General features: G+C 69.4%; 17 protein-coding genes and 1 riboswitch. Of the genes, 6 read left to right on the top strand and 11 right to left on the bottom strand.

The genetic code is table 11. The annotated features are described in order from the left end of the window. Nucleotides 1–42 precede the first annotated feature (42 nt). The 6 genes from K2X73_RS01325 to K2X73_RS01300 all read right to left on the bottom strand — a co-directional run bounded on the left by K2X73_RS01325 (nt 43) and on the right by K2X73_RS01300 (nt 7438). Entirely contained in the window at nt 43–687 is a 645-nt protein-coding gene (locus tag K2X73_RS01325; protein WP_294107848.1) for a phytanoyl-CoA dioxygenase family protein, read from the bottom strand. After that, entirely contained in the window at nt 680–2644 is a 1965-nt protein-coding gene (gene thiC / locus K2X73_RS01320) for a phosphomethylpyrimidine synthase ThiC (RefSeq protein WP_294107846.1), read from the bottom strand. The genes K2X73_RS01325 and thiC overlap by 8 nt, the downstream gene beginning before the upstream one ends. 28 nt (nt 2645–2672) lie before the next feature. Next, nucleotides 2673–2780: riboswitch (TPP riboswitch) on the bottom strand. A gap of 213 nt (nt 2781–2993) precedes the next feature. Beyond that, on the bottom strand, nt 2994–3407 hold the full coding sequence (locus tag K2X73_RS01315) for a DUF2141 domain-containing protein (protein ID WP_365980163.1): 414 nt from the start codon (nt 3405–3407) through the stop codon (nt 2994–2996). Continuing rightward, entirely contained in the window at nt 3334–4143 is an 810-nt protein-coding gene (locus K2X73_RS01310) for a sterol desaturase family protein (RefSeq protein WP_294107844.1), read from the bottom strand. Before K2X73_RS01310 ends, K2X73_RS01315 begins: the two co-directional genes overlap by 74 nt. Nucleotides 4144–4193: 50 nt before the next feature. Next, entirely contained in the window at nt 4194–4739 is a 546-nt protein-coding gene (locus tag K2X73_RS01305) for a histidine phosphatase family protein (protein WP_294107842.1), read from the bottom strand. Beyond that, a complete protein-coding gene (locus K2X73_RS01300) occupies nt 4736–7438 on the bottom strand; it encodes an ATP-dependent DNA helicase (RefSeq protein ID WP_294107840.1) in 2703 nt (900 codons plus the stop codon). Before K2X73_RS01300 ends, K2X73_RS01305 begins: the two co-directional genes overlap by 4 nt. A gap of 53 nt (nt 7439–7491) precedes the next feature. On the opposite strand from K2X73_RS01300, the gene K2X73_RS01295 reads away from it, so the two are divergent. Next, nucleotides 7492–8769, top strand: a complete 1278-nt coding sequence (locus K2X73_RS01295; RefSeq protein WP_294107837.1) for an erythromycin esterase family protein — start codon at nt 7492–7494, stop codon at nt 8767–8769. Here K2X73_RS01295 and K2X73_RS01290 read toward each other — a convergent pair. Both K2X73_RS01290 and K2X73_RS01285 read right to left on the bottom strand, forming a co-directional pair. Then, nucleotides 8766–9251, bottom strand: coding sequence for an SRPBCC domain-containing protein (locus K2X73_RS01290; protein ID WP_294107835.1), 486 nt, complete (start codon nt 9249–9251; stop codon nt 8766–8768). The genes K2X73_RS01295 and K2X73_RS01290 overlap by 4 nt on opposite strands. Beyond that, entirely contained in the window at nt 9248–9577 is a 330-nt protein-coding gene (locus tag K2X73_RS01285; RefSeq protein WP_294107833.1) for a metalloregulator ArsR/SmtB family transcription factor, read from the bottom strand. The genes K2X73_RS01290 and K2X73_RS01285 overlap by 4 nt, the downstream gene beginning before the upstream one ends. Before the next feature lie 86 nt (nt 9578–9663). On the opposite strand from K2X73_RS01285, the gene K2X73_RS01280 reads away from it, so the two are divergent. Next, complete coding sequence (locus K2X73_RS01280; protein ID WP_294107831.1) at nt 9664–11235, top strand: lysine--tRNA ligase; 1572 nt, start codon at nt 9664–9666, stop codon at nt 11233–11235. A gap of 155 nt (nt 11236–11390) precedes the next feature. On the opposite strand, the gene K2X73_RS01275 is transcribed toward K2X73_RS01280, so the two are convergent. Together K2X73_RS01275 and K2X73_RS01270 are read right to left on the bottom strand one after the other, a co-directional pair. Continuing rightward, nucleotides 11391–12269, bottom strand: a complete 879-nt coding sequence (locus tag K2X73_RS01275) for an SPFH domain-containing protein (RefSeq protein ID WP_294107828.1) — start codon at nt 12267–12269, stop codon at nt 11391–11393. Then, nucleotides 12256–12453: a hypothetical protein gene (locus K2X73_RS01270; RefSeq protein WP_294107826.1), complete on the bottom strand. Its 198-nt coding sequence runs from the start codon at nt 12451–12453 to the stop codon at nt 12256–12258. The genes K2X73_RS01275 and K2X73_RS01270 overlap by 14 nt, the downstream gene beginning before the upstream one ends. 213 nt (nt 12454–12666) lie before the next feature. Here K2X73_RS01270 and nhaA point away from each other — a divergent pair, with 213 nt between their 5' ends. The 3 genes from nhaA to K2X73_RS01255 are packed head-to-tail and all read left to right on the top strand — an operon-like array spanning nt 12667 to nt 15427. After that, a complete protein-coding gene (gene nhaA, locus K2X73_RS01265) occupies nt 12667–13875 on the top strand; it encodes a Na+/H+ antiporter NhaA (RefSeq protein ID WP_294107823.1) in 1209 nt (402 codons plus the stop codon). Continuing rightward, nucleotides 13875–14882 (top strand): histone deacetylase family protein, encoded by a 1008-nt coding sequence (locus K2X73_RS01260; protein WP_294107821.1) that lies wholly within the window; start codon nt 13875–13877, stop codon nt 14880–14882. The genes nhaA and K2X73_RS01260 overlap by 1 nt, the downstream gene beginning before the upstream one ends. Further along, complete coding sequence (locus K2X73_RS01255; protein ID WP_294107819.1) at nt 14879–15427, top strand: hypothetical protein; 549 nt, start codon at nt 14879–14881, stop codon at nt 15425–15427. The genes K2X73_RS01260 and K2X73_RS01255 overlap by 4 nt, the downstream gene beginning before the upstream one ends. A gap of 7 nt (nt 15428–15434) precedes the next feature. Here K2X73_RS01255 and K2X73_RS01250 read toward each other — a convergent pair whose 3' ends face one another. After that, on the bottom strand, nt 15435–16850 hold the full coding sequence (locus K2X73_RS01250) for a sigma-54 dependent transcriptional regulator (RefSeq protein ID WP_294107817.1): 1416 nt from the start codon (nt 16848–16850) through the stop codon (nt 15435–15437). Between the two features lie 135 nt (nt 16851–16985). On the opposite strand from K2X73_RS01250, the gene K2X73_RS01245 reads away from it, so the two are divergent. Further along, a complete protein-coding gene (locus K2X73_RS01245) occupies nt 16986–17114 on the top strand; it encodes a hypothetical protein (RefSeq protein ID WP_294107815.1) in 129 nt (42 codons plus the stop codon).

The following is a 17114-nucleotide window of genomic DNA, read 5'->3' as shown; positions in this document are numbered from 1 at the left end:
CCGGGATGGGGCGACGGGGCGACGGCGGAGCGCATCGTCGCCTCATCTCCCGAACACCTCCTCCGTCGCCATGCGCACCCCGCGCAGCCGTTCGGTCGCGCGCTGCGCTGCCCTCAGGCTTTGCGCGGCGTAGAGCAGCAGCAGCGCGCGGCGGGGGGCGCCGTCATGGTTGGTCGTCGCGCCGTGAAGCAGGTCGGGATCGAACACCAGAATATCGCCGGCCTCGCCCGCCAGCGTGATCGGCGTGCCGCCATCGCCCGCAGCCGCGCGGTGCGAGCCGGGCACGACGCACGTCGCGCCGTTGGCGGCGTCATAGCGGTCGAGCCAGATCATCGCGTTGACGATCCGCCCCGCCATCCCCGCCGCGTCGCGGTGAAGCGGTTGCGGGGCGTTGCCGGGGCACGGCGCGCGGCCCTCCACCTGCGCCAGGAAGAAGGGCTCGGCGAGCAGGCGGCGCGCGGCGGCGATCAGCGTGGGCAGACGGCACGCCGCGCGCACCAGCGGGTCGAGATCGACCATCGCGTGGCGCCAGTCGGCCCCGCGCGGCACCGGCCAGGCGTCGGACGGCACCACCCCCGCCTCGAACGCCGCGCGCAGCCCCGGCAGCCAATCCGCCGGCACCGCGCCCGCGAGCACGACATAGCCCTGCTCGGCGAGCGCCCGCGCGACGGCGGGGGTGTCAGTCACGCTCCCTTCCGCCGGCGCCGAGATACAGCTCGCGGCCCATCGCGTCATAGACGCGGCTCATTTCGGCCATGCCGGCCTCGGCGGATTCGGGCGTCAGTTCGGGCGGGGTGGCGGCGATGAAGCTGTCGGCGCTTTCATTCTGCTTCGCCGCGAACTCGCGAGGTTCGAGATCGCGTCCATCCCCCGGATGGCCGCTATTCGCAGCCCTGCCGGCTGCGAATTCTCGAACCTCCTGGGTGATTTTCATCGAGCAGAATTTGGGGCCGCACATCGAGCAGAAATGCGCGGTCTTGGCGCCTTCGGCCGGCAGCGTCTGATCGTGATAGCGCTCGGCGGTGTCGGGATCGAGCGAGAGGTTGAACTGATCGCGCCAGCGGAATTCGAAGCGCGCGCGCGAAAGCGCATCGTCGCGCAGCCGCGCCGCCGGGTGGCCCTTCGCCAGATCGGCGGCGTGCGCGGCGAGCTTATACGTCACCACACCCACCTTCACATCGTCGCGGTCGGGCAGCCCCAGATGCTCCTTGGGGGTGACGTAGCAGAGCATCGCCGTGCCGAACCAGCCGATCATCGCCGCACCAATGCCGCTGGTGATATGGTCATAGCCCGGCGCGATATCGGTGGTGAGCGGCCCGAGCGTGTAGAAGGGCGCCTCGCTGCAGGCGGCGAGCTGCTTGTCCATATTGGCCTTGATCTTGTGCATCGGCACATGGCCGGGGCCTTCGATCATCACCTGCACGTCATGGTTCCAGGCGATCTTGGTCAGCTCGCCCAAGGTATAAAGCTCGGCGAACTGCGCCTCGTCATTGGCGTCGGCGATCGAGCCGGGGCGCAGGCCATCGCCCAGGCTGAACGAAATGTCATACGCCTTCATGATCGCGCAGATTTCCTCGAAGTTCGTGTAGAGGAAATTCTCGCGGTGGTGCGCCAGGCACCATTTCGCCATGATCGAGCCGCCCCGGCTGACGATGCCGGTCACGCGCTTGGCGGTCATCGGGATGTAGGGCAGGCGCACGCCCGCGTGGATGGTGAAATAGTCGACGCCCTGCTCGGCCTGTTCGATCAGCGTGTCGCGGAAGATTTCCCAGCTCAGCTCCTCGGCGATGCCGCCGACTTTCTCCAGCGCCTGATAGATCGGCACGGTGCCGATCGGCACGGGGGAATTGCGCAGAATCCACTCGCGCGTGTCGTGAATGTTGCGCCCGGTGGAAAGGTCCATCACCGTATCGGCGCCCCAGCGGATCGCCCACACCATCTTGTCGACTTCGCTCGCCACGTCGCTCGCGACCGCCGAATTGCCGATATTGGCGTTGATCTTGACGAGGAAATTGCGGCCGATCGCCATCGGCTCGCTTTCCGGGTGGTTGATATTGGCGGGGATGATCGCCCGGCCGCGCGCCACTTCGTCACGGACGAATTCGGGGGTTACATAATCAGGGATTTCCGCGCCGAAGCTTTCGCCGTCGCGCAGCAGCGCCTCGCGCGCGATCTCGCGCCCCAGATTTTCGCGGGCGGCGACATATTCCATCTCGGGGGTGATGATCCCCGCCCGCGCATAGTGCATCTGGCTGACATTGGCGCCGGGCTTGGCGCGCAAGGGGCGGCGGACGGTGTGGGGGAATTGCGGCACCCCGCCCGAACGATCGGGGCCGAGCTGGCCATTATCCTCGGGGCGGACGGCGCGGCCCTGATAATCCTCGACATCGCCGCGCGCGAGAATCCAATCGCGGCGCAAGGGGGCGAGCCCGGCGGAAATGTCGATCAGGACATCGGGGTCGGTATAGGGGCCGCTGGTGTCATACACCCGCAGCGGCGGCTCGCCCGAGCCGGGTTCGAGCAGGATCTCGCGCATCGCGACGCGAACGCCGTGGCTGCCCGGCGCGGGGAGATGCACCTTGCGACTGCCCCGGATCGGCCCGGTGGTCACGCCGATTTCGGTGCGCGCGTTGATGTCCGCCATGAGGCTCACTCCTTCGCTTTACGGAGTGAGGGCGTGGACGCTCCCTCCCTCCGCCGGTCTCAACCGGATCAGGTTCAGCGGGTCGCGGCCTCAGCCGCCTCTCAGCCGCTTCGGCGCGGCCCCCCGGGGAAGCGGCGTGTTTAGCGTGGGGCGGGTCGGAAGTATAGCGTTCACGCGGCAGGGCGGGGCGAGAAAAAGCCCGCTCCCCTCCAGAGGAAGGGGTGGGGTGTAGGGGAAGCTAGGGGCAGCGGCACGCCTCGGTCCCCCTCTCCCAACCCTCTCCCCTGAAGGGGAGAGGGCTTGGTTGGGCCACGTCTCGCGGGCATTCGCCTCCCGCGTGAACCAAAACCTACAGCAGATACCGCATCTTCACCGGCTGCACGCTCCCCTCCGCGCCCAGATCGAACGCGGCGGCGGTGAATTTGGGCGGGCCGAAGCCGATCGCCGGGTTGCGCGAAAAGCCGAAGCCTTCCTTCGGGATGCCCATGAAGGTGTCGAGCTTGGCGTTGCCGTTCGCGTCGTGGATCACCGCTACCGCGTAATGGCCGGGCGGCAGCCCCTCGAAGCGCAGGCCCCGCTCGGCGGCGGGCACGGTGCGCGTCACCGCGCGGGCATCGTCGACACAGGCGGGGAAGTTCCGCGGATCGGCCGTGAGGCACACCCGCAGCTCGCCCTTGGTCGAGCGCAGGCTATCGACCGTGACCTGGAGCGAGGCGACCGGGCTCGCCCCCATCAGGCTCGCCAGCAGGCCCGCACCCGCCACCAGGCGCCTTGCGCGGCGCGAAGCGACCGACCCCGCGGTCGGTGCCGCACAGCCGGTCCCAAAACCGGAAATAGAGGCCATAATTCCCCCGATACTCCTCATGATGCCGCTGGTGATGGCTCGCCGTGATCAACCATGCTCCCAATGGCCCCCGCCACATGAACGCGGGGAAAATTTCCCACCCCATATGGTTGGTGACCCCCATCACCGTCATCACCAATAGCACGAAACCAAGCGCCGCGACATGAATGGGCACGATAAACACCAGTAGTGGAATCACGATTGCGCCAGTCAGTGCCTCGATCGGGTGGAACGCCATCGCCGCCCAGGCGGTCGGCGGGCGGCTGGCATGGTGGACGGCGTGTGCCAGGCGGAACCAGCGCGGCTGGTGCATCCAGCGATGGGTCCAGTAGAACCAGGTGTCGTGGGCGAAGAGATAGAGGAAAATCGACAGCGGCAGATACCAGAGCGGATAGTCGCCCGGCCGCTCATAGATCAGCGTCCAGCCCTGGTTGCGCCAGCCCCAGGCCACGACGCCGGCGGGCACGCCATAGATCGCGGCGCTCATCAGGCTCCAGCGGATCTCGCGGACGATCTGCTTGTCGAGGCCGTGGTAGAGCCCAGGGTGGCGCAGCCGCGTCGCGAAGGCGAAGGCACCGCTGACCATCAGATAGCGCACCGCGACGATCAGGATCATCGCCAGCGTCGACAGCGTGGCGGCGAGGATAAGCGACATGGGGCGGGTATAGCGGTTGTTCGGCGCGGGGGCCAGCCGCGCGGCGGGCGTTAATCCCCGTCCGGCCCCAGGCTGGGGTCGAGATCGCGCGGGCGCACGAAGCGGGTCAGCCGCACCGCGCCCGGCGCCGCCGCCGCCCCGAAATCGCTCCAGCCGCCCTCCGCCACCAGCTCGGCGAGCGCGGCGGTGGGGAATTTCTCATAGACCTGGTCGCGCAGCGGATCGCCTTCGGGCACCAGATCGAAGATCAGATCCTCAAGCCCCGGATTATGCCCCACCAGCAGCGCGTGGCTCGCCGCCCCGGGCAGAGCCTGCACCGCCTCCAGCAGCGTCGCCGCCGAGGCGAGATAAAGCCCGCGCTGCCACTGGACGCCGAGCGCCGCCCCCAGCCCCGACTCGACCCCGGCAACGGTCTGCACGCAGCGCACCGCGTCGGAGGCGATCGCCGCGTCGAACGCCAGCCGCTCGCGCCGGCAATAGCGGCCGATCGTCTCCGCCGCGCGCTCGCCCCGCGCGTTCAGCGGGCGATCGAAGTCGCGCGGAATATCGTCGCTATAGCCCGACTTGGCGTGGCGCAGCAGGAACAGATGTTTCATCGCCGCTCGCTTGGTTGCTCGGCCGCCTCATGCACCAGCGGCGCGCGCGTGGAAAGCGATACCCGCGCGACCGCCTCCTCCAGCGTCACCCGCGCGATCGGCACGCCCGCCGGGAACGCGCCGAGCAGCCGGCTCGGCACCGCGGGGGAGAGCAGCACGAACGTCCCGCGATCGTCGGCGCGGCGAATCAGCCGCCCGAACGCCTGGGCGAGCCGCGCGCGGACGAGGCGATCGTCATAGGCGCTGCCGCCATTCGCCAGGCGGCGCGCGGCGTGAACCACGCTCGGCTTGGCCCAGGGCACGCCCTCCAGCACCACCAGCCGCAGCGAATGGCCGGGCACATCGACCCCGTCGCGCAGGGCATCGGTGCCGAGCAGCGAGGCGTGCGGCTCGTCGCGGAACATGTCGACCAGCGTGCCGGTGTCGATCGGATCGACGTGCTGCGCGTAGAGCGGCAATCCCTCGCGCGCGAGGCGATCGGCGATGCGGGCATGAACGCCGCGCAGCCGGCGAATCGCGGTGAACAGCCCCAGCGTTCCGCCCCGCGCCGCCAGGATCAGCTGGGCATAGGCATTGGCGAGCGCGGCACCATCGCCCTTCTTCACATCGGTGACGATCAGCACCTGCGCGGCCTCGGCGTAATCGAACGGGCTTTCGGCCTCGAACCGTTCGGCCGGGCGCGGCAGGTGCGGCGCGCCGACGCGCGCCTCCGCCACCGCCCAATCGCCGCCGGCGCGTAGCGTGGCCGAGGTGATCAGCGCGCCCTGGGCGGGCTTCAGCACGATCTCGGCGAAGGGGCGCGTGGGATCGAGCCAGCGGCGGTGGAGGCCGATGTCATACTCGCGCCCCTCGACCCGATCGACGCCGAGCCAATCGACGAAATCGGGGTCGGCCGGGCCGCCGATCCGCGCGACCAGCGCGAGCCACGCGCTCACCGTTTCCGCGCGCCAGCCGAGCGAGGCGATCGCGCCCTCGATCCGCGCCCGCGCGGGCGCATCGAGCCAGTCCGGCGCTTCATCGAGCACCGCCTCCAGCCGCCGGCCGAGCGCGACCAGCGGGCGGTGGAGCTCGGCGAGCGCGCGCGCGGCGGGGCCGGCGGCCTCGATCAGTGCGGCGTCGGGCTCGGCGAGTTCGGTCTCCAGGGCATAGCCCGCGTCCTCGGCGCCTGTGTCGCGCGCATAAACGAGGCCGCGCACCGCCGCGAGCAGCGCCTCGACCGGGCCAAAGGGCTGGCCCTCCGCCAGTCGCGCCAGCCAACCGTCGCTCGGCAGCGCGCGCGCGGCATCGGCGGCGGCGGCGATCGCCTCGGCCCCGCCCGCGTCATAGCTCGCGACATCGGACAGCCGCGCCGAAAGCCCCCGGCGGCGCCCCCGTGCATTGGCCTCCGGCCCAAGCACCCAGCGGCGCAGCTCGATCGTCTCCGCGCCCGAGAGCGACGCGCCGAACATCGCGTCGGCGGCGTCGAACAGGTGGTGGCCCTCGTCGAACACATAGCGCGTCGGCCGCGTCGCCACTTCGCGCCCCCGCGCGGCGTTGACCATCACCAGCGCGTGGTTGGCGATGACGATGTCGGCATTGGCCGAGGCACGCGCGGCGCGTTCGATGAAGCATTTGCGGTAATGCGGGCAGCCGGCATAGACGCACTCGCCGCGCCGATCGGTGAGCGCGGGGGCGCCGTTGCGACGGAAGAGGGTTGGCAGCCAACCGGGCAGGTCGCCGCCGACCATGTCGCCATCGGCGGTGTACCCCGCCCAGCGCGCGACGAGCTGCGCGAGGACCGCCGCGCGCCCCTGGAACCCGCCCTGCAGCGCATCCTCCAGATTGAGCAGACAGGCGTAGTTCTCGCGTCCCTTGCGGGTGACGACGCGCGCCCGGCGCTGCACGGCATCGGGGAACAGCCGCGCGGTCTCGTGCCCCAGCTGGCGTTGCAGCGCCTTGGTGAAGGTGGAGACCCACACCGCCCCGCCGGCCTGTTCCGCCCAGAGCGACGCCGGGGCGAGATAGCCAAGCGTCTTGCCGATCCCCGTCCCCGCCTCCGCCAGCACCAGATTGGGCGCCTCGCGCGCGACCCTTGGCGCGAAGGCGGTGCTCGCCGCCTCGGCATAAGCGCGCTGGCCGGGGCGCTGCTCCGCGCCGGCGCCGGTGAGCCGCGCCAGCCGCTCGACCGCCGCCTCGGGCGCGATGGTCACGGTGCGCGGCGCGGGGCGCGGCGCGGCTTCCTCCCATTCGGGCAGGCGCGCGAACAGGAAGGGCTCGTGCGCGGGCGGGCGGGGGATGTGCGCCGCGAGCGCCGCCGCCCAGGGCCAGCGCAACCGCGCCAGCGCCTGAAGCGCGCCCCACGCCCCCTCGCGCTCGGGCCAATCGCCGTCGATCCGCGCGATCAGCGCCTCGGCGGCGGCGATCAACAGCGCGGGCACATCGGCATCGCGCGCCGGCGCGGCAAGCCCGGCCACGGCGGCGAGCCCCTTGGGCGTCGGCACCATGAAGCGCGCCGGGTGCAGGAACGCGAACAGCTCGAGCACGTCGAGCCCCGACAGCTCGGCATAACCCAGCCGCTGCGCGATAAGCGGCGCATTGAGCAGGATCATCGGCGTATCGCCCGCGCGCCGGATCGCCTCGGCGCGGGATACCGGGCGGGTATCACCTTCATGCGCGATCCAAATGCCGCCATGGCTTGCGTGAAGCGCGGGATAGGGCATTTTCGCCGACACCTGACTGCCATGATCAAATAAGAACGAAAGGGCAACCGGACATGCGCATCAATCCATCGCGGCGGGGCGTTTTGGGGGGCATGGCAGCGGCGGCGTTCTGGCCCGGCACGCTGCGAGCGGCGAGCGCTGGCGTCAGCCCGCTGCCCGGCGCGGATTTCCCGCCGACCGCGCCCGGCGCGCGCGCTTTCCTGGCGGCGACGCGCGCCGCGCGGGTGATCGGCCTGGGCGAGGCGACGCATGGATCGCACGAAATCTTCGAATTGAAGACCAGCTTCATCACCGCGCTCGCCCAAGCCGGACGGTTGAGCGCGATCGGCTTCGAAATTGGCGGCGCGGCGATGCTGCCGCTCGACGAAATCGTGCGCGAAGGGCGGCCGGACGCGATCGCGCCGTTGCTGAAGGCAACCGGCAACTTTACCGTCGCCACCGCCGAGATGACGGCGCTGATCGAGCTGATCCGGCGCATCAACCAGAGCCGGCCGGCGGCGCGGCGCATCGCGCTGTTCGGCTATGACGTGCAAACGCCGGGCGCCGACGCGGCGGCGATCGTCGCGCTGTGCGATCGGGCAAAAGTGGCGGTCGCTTTCCCCGCCCCGTTCACCGAACTCGCCGCCAATCCCAGGCCGATCCAGGCCTATAACCCGGCGACCGCGAGCGCCTTCGTGGCGGCGGTGGCACCGGCGAGGGCGGCATTCCAGGCCGCGCGGCCGGCGCTTGAGGCGGCGCTCGGCGCGCCTGCCGTCGCCGCCCGCGCGCGGCTGTTCGACGCGATCGACAACGCCTTCGCGCTGTTCAAGCAGCCGAGCTTCGAAGCCGCCTATGCCCAGCGCGACGCGTTCGGCGCGCAGCGCATCCTCGCCGAGGCCAAGCAGACAACCGGCCAGGTGGCGGTGTGGGCGCATAACGGCCATATCAACCGCGAAACGCATGAATTTTCGGGCGTGAAGCTGCTCGGTGGGGTGCTAGGCGATGCGCTCGGCGCCGGCTATTTCGCGCTGGGCACGGCGTTTCGCGACGGCGAGGCGCGAGCGCAGCGCCAGGGGGTCAAGGGGGTGATCGTCAACACCCTTGGCCCGGCCCGCGATGGATCACTCGATGTCGCGTTGGCCGCGCTCGGCAAGGCTTATTTCGTCACGCTGCCCCAGCTCGAGCGGCTGCCCGGCTGGCGCGAACGAGCGGCCGCCCAGCTCGGTCTGCGCGCGATCGGGGGCGGCTATGAGCCCGAGAACGACACCCGCACCTACCGCCCCACCACGCTCGCCACCCAATATGACGGGATCGCCTTCATCGACACGGTAAGCGCCTCGACCCCGCTCTAAACGAGAAGCGCGTCGAGCTGCTCGAAGCTGCCGCTCCAGCCGCCTTCCATCGACGCCATCATGCTGGCGAAGAACGCTTCCTCCTCGGGGCTAGCGTCGAGCGGCTCCCAGGCGAGCGTGATGCGGGTGCCCGCGCCGTCCTCGGCGAAATCGACCGTCGTCAGCAGTTCGAGCGGGAATTGCGCGGCGAAGGGCGCGCGGATGCGGTTGCCCGCTGCGTCGGCGAAGCCGTGGACCCACACCAGCCGGCTGGGCGGCGTCACCTCGCGGAACACGAACTTGCTGAACATGGTGGCGCCATCGGGCGTCTCCATCCGTCCGCGCCATTCGCCACCGGGGCGCGGATCGAAGGCCAGGATCGTCCCCGCGCTGCCCTTCGGCCCGAACCACCGCGCCAATTGCTCGGGCTGGGTCCAGGCGGCCCAGACGCGCTCGCGCGGCGCGGCGAAGTGGCGGGTGATGGTGAAGCGCGGGGTCGTCATGCCGGGGGTCCTTCCTGTTGGCCGAGCAGTGCGTCGAGCCGATCGAAATTGTCGTTCCAGAAGCTGGCGAGGCCGTCGATCCACGCGCGCGCCTCGGCCAGCCCTTCCGCCTTCAACCGCCGGGGGCGCGCCTGCGCCGCGCGCGCGCCTTCGATCAGCCCCGCCGCCTCCAGCACTTTCAGGTGCCGCGAGATCGCCGGCTGGCTGATGCCGAATGGCCGCGCCAGCTCGCCCACGGTCGCCTCGCCCTGCGCCAGGCGCGCGAGGATCGCCCGCCGCGTCGGGTCGGCGAGCGCCGCGAATTGCCGGTCGAGTCGATGGTCCATAACTCATTAGTTATATAACCGCTCCAACACATACAAGCGGCAAATGGTTGCGCCCGGCGCGCGGGCGCGGCAGAGCCTGTGGCGTTATGACCGATCCCGATACCCTGCGCGCCGCCGCGCTCGAGTCCAAGGCCTGGCCGTTCGAGGAAGCCCGCAAGCTGCTGAAACGCTATCCGCAAGGCAAGGCCGACCCGGTGCTGTTCGAAACCGGCTATGGCCCCTCTGGCCTCCCGCATATCGGCACCTTCAACGAAGTGCTGCGCACGACGATGGTGCGGCGCGCCTATGAAGCGCTGACCGGCGCGCCCACCCGGCTGATCGCGTTCAGCGACGATATGGACGGGCTTCGCAAGGTGCCCGACAATGTGCCCAACCGCGAGATGCTGGCGCGCTATCTCGGCCACCCGCTGACCAAGGTGCCCGATCCGTTCGAGAAGCATGAGAGCTTCGCCCATCACAATAACGCGATGCTGCGCGACTTCCTCGATCGCTTCGGCTTCGAATACGAGTTCGCCAGCTCGACCGATTACTATACCGCCGGCCGCTTCGACGAAGCGCTGAAGAGCATCCTGCGCCATTATGACGCGATCATGGGGGTGATGCTCCCGACGCTCGGGCCGGAGCGGCGCGCGACCTATTCGCCCGTCCTCCCCATCAGCCCCAAGTCCGGCATCGTCCTGCAGGTGCCGGTCGAGGTGATCGACGCCGAGGCGGGCCTCGTCGCCTTTGATGATGAGGGCGAGCGGATCACCCATTCGATCCTTTCCGGCGGCGCCAAGATGCAGTGGAAGGTCGATTGGGCGATGCGCTGGGTCGCGCTCGGCGTCGATTACGAGATGGCGGGCAAGGACTTGATCGATTCGGTGATCCAGTCGGGCAAGATCGCGCGCGTGCTCGGCAGCCAGCCGCCCGAGGGCTTCAACTACGAGATGTTCCTCGACGAAAAGGGCGAGAAGATCTCCAAGTCCAAGGGCAATGGCCTCAGCCTGGAACAATGGCTGACCTATGGCTCGGACGAGAGCTTGGCCTTCTACATCTATCGCGAACCCAAAAAGGCCAAGGCGCTGCACATGGGCGTCATCCCCCGCGCGGTGGACGATTATTGGCAGTTTCGCGCGGCCTATGCCGATCAGCCGATCGAGCAGAAGCTCGGCAATCCGGTCCACCACATCCACAACGGCCCCCCGCCGGCGGAGGCGCTGCCCGTCACTTTCGGGCTGCTGCTCAATCTGGTGGGGGTGATGGGCGCCGGGGCGACGCGCGAGCAGGTTTGGGCTTATTTGCGCAACTATGTGGCCGACGCGACGCCCGAGGCTTACCCCGCGCTCGACACGCTGATCGACAAGGCGCTCGCCTATAATCGCGATTTCGTCGCGCCGACGCTCCAGCGCCGCGCGCCGACGCCCGAGGAAGCGACCGCGCTCGCCGCGCTCGATGCCGCGCTCGCGGGGCTCGATGGCGCCGATGCAGAGGCGATCCAGAACGAGGTGTACGAAATCGGCAAGGCGCAGTTCGGCAAGGAACGGCTGCGCGACTGGTTCAAGGCGCTTTACGAAACGCTGCTCGGATCGTCGCAAGGCCCGCGCATGGGCAGCTTCATCGCGCTCTATGGGGTGGCGAACAGCCGCGCGCTGATCGCCGAGGCGTTGGCGCGGTAGATATTCGTCGCGCCAAGGCTTCGACCCACCCCCAGCCCAGTTTCGGGTCGGTCATGCCCCCGGCATGACCTAAGCAGTCCGGGGGACTGCTTACCCGAAACTGGGTTGGGGTGGGTAGGGGCAGCGCGCACCGCCGCCGCCCCCACCCTCGCCGGTCACTTCACGTCGAGGAAGGGCAGCGGCCCGGCGCCCGAATAAGTGGGCAGCTTGCCGTCCCACTTCTCCACCGCGCGCAGCTTGACGATTTCCGGGTTGGTGCGGATCGCCTCCGCCTCGACCTGGATCGCCTTGGCATCGCCCTCGGCGCGCGCGACCCGTGCCTCGGCATCGGCGCGCGCGGTCGCGACATTGGCTTGCGCGGCGAGTGCGGCCTGCTCGTTCGCGATCTTGGCGTTGATCTGCTGCAGCACCGCATCGGGCACGACGATATTGCCCGCCCAGTATAGCTGCTCGACCTGCAGCCCCACCGGCGCGAAATATTCCTGCACCCGGCGCAGCGCGGTCTGGATCAGCTCGCTCTTGCGCGGGCCGTAAATCTCCTCGACGCCCAGTTGCGCGGCGCGCTCGACGATCGCGTTGCGGATCGCGTTGCGCAACGGCCCCGCGATGATCGCGTCCATGTTCGATCGATAGCGCTGGAACAGGATCGGCGCGCGGCTCGAATCGACATGGTAGGCGACCGCGACATCGGCCGACAGGCCCAGCCCGTTCTTGTCCTGGAAGGCGAAGCTTTCATCGAGCGGCGATTGCTCGGTGGTCGATTTGGTCCAGGTGTAGGTGCGCGTGTAGATGGGATATTCATAGATGTTCGTGCCCGGCGGCGCGAAATACCAGCCGACCGAGAGCGGCTCGGGCGAGACGCCGGCGCCGGTGCCGATATTGTTCACGCGGATGCCGACATAGCCCGGCTGCACCCGCGCGAAGGTGAACAGCGCCATCAAGATCAACAGGATGACCAGAAACACGGCGAGCAACACGCGGCGCGCCTGCGCGCCGACGCTCGGGCGAAAGGCCGAGCCATCACCATAAGCCATCATCATCTCCATGAGAGCCGCGCCCGTCCGGCGGCGGCGAAACGTGCGTCAGCGCCGCCACCGCCAGCCGGATCATCGCCGCCCCCGCCGCCACCGCGATCAGCACCGCGGCGATCAGCCGCGGCGTGTCATGCGCGTTGAACAAAGCGGGGGCGGCGAAGAGCATCAGCCAGAGCAGAAGCACGGCGAGCGCCGCTCTTCCGATCCACCGTGCCCGATCCATCGTTCGGGTTCCAGCGTGCGACTATCGCACGCCCCTGATTATAGCAGAGTCGTTGCGGGGTTAAATCGAAACCGGACGATGTGCGGCGGTTGCACCATGGATTGCGTGCCGTGCAATTCGCTTCCGCTTGACCTTTTCTCGACCTCCGGGCTTTTGAACGCTTGGGAGGCGTGAATGCGGCAGGATCGACGGCAACGGGTGCGCTCGGCGCTACGCGCGCTGCTCACCACCGGCGCCTCGGGCGGCGGGGTGCTGATGGCGGCCGCCGCGCTGGCGCTGCTGGTCGCCAACCTGCCCACGACCGCGCCTGACTATCACGCGCTCCTCCATCTGGAGACCGGGCCGGTGCTCGCTCCGGCGCTGGGGCCGATGACCGTGCATCTGTGGATCAACGACGCGCTGATGGCGCTGTTTTTCCTGCTCGTCGGGCTGGAGATCAAGCGCGAGCTGGTCGATGGCGCGCTCACCCGCCCGGCGGACCGCGTCTTGCCGATTATCGTTGCCGCGGCGGGGATGGCGGTGCCCGCGCTTGTCTATCTGGTGGTCGCGGGCGGCACGGCGGGGCTCGGGCGGGGATGGGCGGTGCCGGCGGCGACCGATATCGCCTTCGCGATCGGGGTGATGGCGCTGCTCGGCCCCCGCGTGCCCGCCGCGCTCAAATTGTTCCTGACGACCGTCGCGATCGTCGACGATATGGGCGCGGTCGCGATCATCGCGCTGTTCTACACCGGCGCGCTCGATTTCGCCGCGCTCGCGGCGGCGGCGGGGGTGCTGCTGCTGATGGCGGCGCTCAACGGGCGCGGGGTGCGGGCGCTCTCGCCCTATCTGCTGCTGTTCGCGCTGCTGTGGTGGCTGGTGCTGCGCTCGGGCGTCCACGCGACCGTCGCCGGGGTGCTCGCCGCCGCTTTCGTGCCGTTCGAGCGGAGCAAGGGCACGCCCGACGCGCATGGCTCGCCGCTCCACCGCCTCGAACATGCGCTGAGCCCGATCGTCGCCTATTTCATCGTCCCGCTGTTCGCCTTCGCCAATGCCGGGGTGTCGCTCGGCGCGCTGCCGCCGGGTTCCTGGGCGGCGCCGCTCGTCGTCGCGATCGCCGCCGGGCTGTTCTTCGGCAAGCAACTGGGGATTTTGGGCGGCATCGCGCTTGCCGAAGGGCTGGGGCTCGCGCGGCGCCCGGGTGGGGCGAGCTGGACCCAGCTATACGGCATCGCCCTGCTCGCCGGGATCGGCTTCACCATGAGCCTGTTCATCGGCGGCCTGGCGTTCGAGCAGCCGGCCCTTATCGAGCAGGTGAAGCTCGGCGTGCTGATCGGCTCGCTCGCCGCCGGGCTGGCGGGCTTCCTCGTCTTGCGCTTCGCGGTGCCGCCCCGCAAAACCGGGTGATGCGAACCTTTTTCGATCCGCGCCAATTGGCGCACGCGCCGGCCCAGGAACTCCATAATGGCGGCTTCACCGCCTATGCTGAAGCGCCGCGCCGCGCCGAGGCGATCCTGACGGCGATCGGTGGCGGCGCGGCGCCCGCCGATTTCGGGCTCGCGCCGATCGCGGCGGTCCACACCCCCGATTATCTCGATTTCCTGCGCACCGCGCCCACGCTTTGGGCCGAGGCGGGGCGGCCGGGCGATGTGATCGGCTATGTCTGGCCGGTGGTCGGACGACGCCCGCTGACGCTGTCGCGGATCGACGCGCTGGTCGGCCGCTACAGCTTCGACGCCTCGACCCCGCTCGCGCGCGAGACGTGGGAGGCGGCCTATTGGAGCTGCCAATCGGCGCTCGCCGCGCTTCACGCGGTGCTCGGCGGGGAGCGCGCAGCCTTCGGGCTCTGCCGCCCGCCCGGCCATCATGCCGGGGCGGATTATCTGGGTGGCTATTCCTATCTGAACGCCGCCGCCGTGGTCGCCGAAGCCGCACGCGCGGGCGGGAAGGCGCGGGTCGCGGTGCTCGACATCGATTATCACCACGGCAACGGCACCCAGGACATTTTCTGGACGCGCGGCGACGTGTTCTACGCCTCGCTCCATGCCGATCCGGCGACCGATTACCCTTTCTACTGGGGCCATGCCGATGAGCGCGGCGCGGGGGAGGGCGAAGGCGCGACGCTCAACCTGCCGCTGCCGCAGGGGACCAGGCTCGACGCTTTCCGCCGCGCGCAGGCGCGGGCGCTGGAGGCGATCGCACGCTTCGGTCCCGACCTGCTGGTGGTGAGCTTCGGCGCGGACACCTGGGAGGGCGATCCGATCAGCCATTTCAAGCTGACGACCGGGGATTACGCGATCCTCGCGCGCGACATCGCCGCCGCCGGCTGGCCGAGCGTGCTGCTGATGGAGGGCGGCTATGCGATCGAGGCGCTGGGCGCGAATGTCGCGCGCTTTTTGGAGGGGTGGCGATGAAGTATCTTGCCGCGCTGTTGCTGACGTTCGCCGCACCCGCTTCGGCACAGCAACTTACCGACAATGCCGAGATGGCGCAGATTTATGAAGCCGATCAGGCCGTGCGCGCGAACATCCCCAAGGATGTAACGCCCGCTTACTTCCAAAAGATGATCGCCGAAGACAAGGCGCGCAAGGCGCGGACCGAAGCGCTGCTCAAGGCTGGCGCGCTCCACACCGGCCAAGACTATGAACGCGCCGCCTTCATTTTTCAGCACGGCGACAAGCCAGGCGACTATCTGCTCGCGCACACGCTGGCGATGGTCGCGATGACAAAGGGCAATCATGCGGCAAGCTGGATCGCGGCGGCGACGCTCGATCGCTACCTCATGACGATCGAGCAGCCCCAAATCTATGGCACGCAGTATAAGTCGCCCGCGGCGGGCACCGTCACCCAAGATCCGTATGACCGCACGCTGATCAGCGACGCGCTTCGCACCGAACTTGGCGTACCCGTGCAAGCCGATCAGGAGAAGAAACGCTCGTCGATGCAGCGTCGGCCTTAAGCGCCGCTCACGCCGCCGTATCGATCCCAAGCTCGCCCAGCTTGCGGTACAGCGTCGAGCGGCCGATCCCCAGCCGGCGCGCGACCTCGGTCATCCGGCCGCGATAATGGCCGATCGCCAGGCGGATCACATCGGCCTCGATTTCCTCCAGCGGCCGCAGATTGCCGTCCGAGCGGAACAGCGTCACTCCGCCGCTCGCGGGCGTGCTCACCGCCTCGCCCGGGCGGCGGTTGCCGATCGCGGCGATCTGCGGGAAGTCGGCGGTGGTGAGCGCGGCGTCGTCGCACAGCACCGCCGCGCGGAACAAAGCGTTCTGCAGCTGGCGGACATTGCCCGGCCAATCATAGCGCAGCAGCAGGTGGAGCGCCTCCTCGGTGATGCCGATCGGGCGCAGGCCCGGCTGTTGCGCGATCCGCGCGAGCAGATGGCGGGCGAGCGCGGGAATGTCGCCGGTGCGCTCGCGCAAGGGGGGGATCGTCACCTGGACGATGTTGAGCCGGTAATAGAGATCCTCGCGGAAATTGCCGGCTTCGACTTCGTCGGCGAGGCGCTTGTTGGTCGCGGCGATGATCCGCACGTCCACCTCGCGCGGGTGGCGCGCGCCGATCGGGAACACCTCGCCGGTCTCGATCACGCGGAGTAGCTTCACCTGCGCGTCGAGCGGCATCTCGCCGATCTCGTCGAGGAACAGCGTCGAGCCATCGGCCTGGGCGAAGCGGCCGATCTTGCGCTCGAACGCGCCGGTGAACGCGCCCTTCTCATGCCCGAACAGCTCGGATTCGACCAGATTGGCGGGGATCGCGCCGCAATTGACCGAGAGCATCGGCTGGCGCGCGCGCGGGGAGGCGGCATGGATCGCCTTGGCGACGACTTCCTTGCCGACCCCGCTCTCGCCCTCGATCAGCACCGCGACCCGCGCCCGCGCCGCCTTGGCGGCGATGGCGAGCGCGGCGCGGAACTGCGGATCGGCGCCGACGATCTCGTCGAACGCCAGCGGCGCGGCGATCTTCTCGGTCAGCGGGCGCAGCTCGCCGGCGTCGGGCGCGCGTACCGCCGCCTCCAGCGCGCCGAGCAGCCGTTCGGGGGCGAGCGGCTTCACCAGGAAATCGGTCGCCCCGGCGCGCATCGCCTGCACCGCGTGCGCGACCGAGCCATTGGCGGTGAGCACCAGCAGCGGCAGCGCCGGACGACGTGCCTTCAGCTCGGCGATCAGTGCCGCCGCTTCGTCATCCGCGCCCCAATGATCGAGCAGGATCGCGTCGAGCAGCATTCCGTCCTGCGTGCCGAGCGTGGCGATCGCGGTTTCGGCGTCGCCCGCGAAGATCGTCCGCCAGCCCCCACGCGCGGCGAGCGCGGCGATGAGGCGGCGCTGCGCCGGCTCATCGTCGATCAGCATCAGCATCCGCTGGCCACTGCGCGTCATGCCTGTCCCCACTGTCCAAAATCAGGGCAGTGGCGTAGCGCGGCTGGGGTAAAAGCCGGCTTAAGGCCCAGGGGACTTGGCGGGCGCGCAAGCCGCGGTTAAGGTTTGCGTGAATTTGGATTTCGAGGAGCGATCATGGCCGGCAATGGCGACATCCAGACCAACCGCGCGACGTACGACAAGGTGCTGACGCTGCTGAAGGTCGGCGGCGCGGTCGGCGTCGTCGCCGGCCTGCTCGTCGCCGCCATTCTCGCCTGGCGCTGA

Source organism: Sphingomonas sp., from assembly GCF_019746665.1.
GTDB lineage: Bacteria > Pseudomonadota > Alphaproteobacteria > Sphingomonadales > Sphingomonadaceae > Sphingomonas.
The sequence above is the reverse complement of the archived record's forward strand: the minus strand, read 5'-3'. Positions and strand labels throughout refer to the sequence as shown.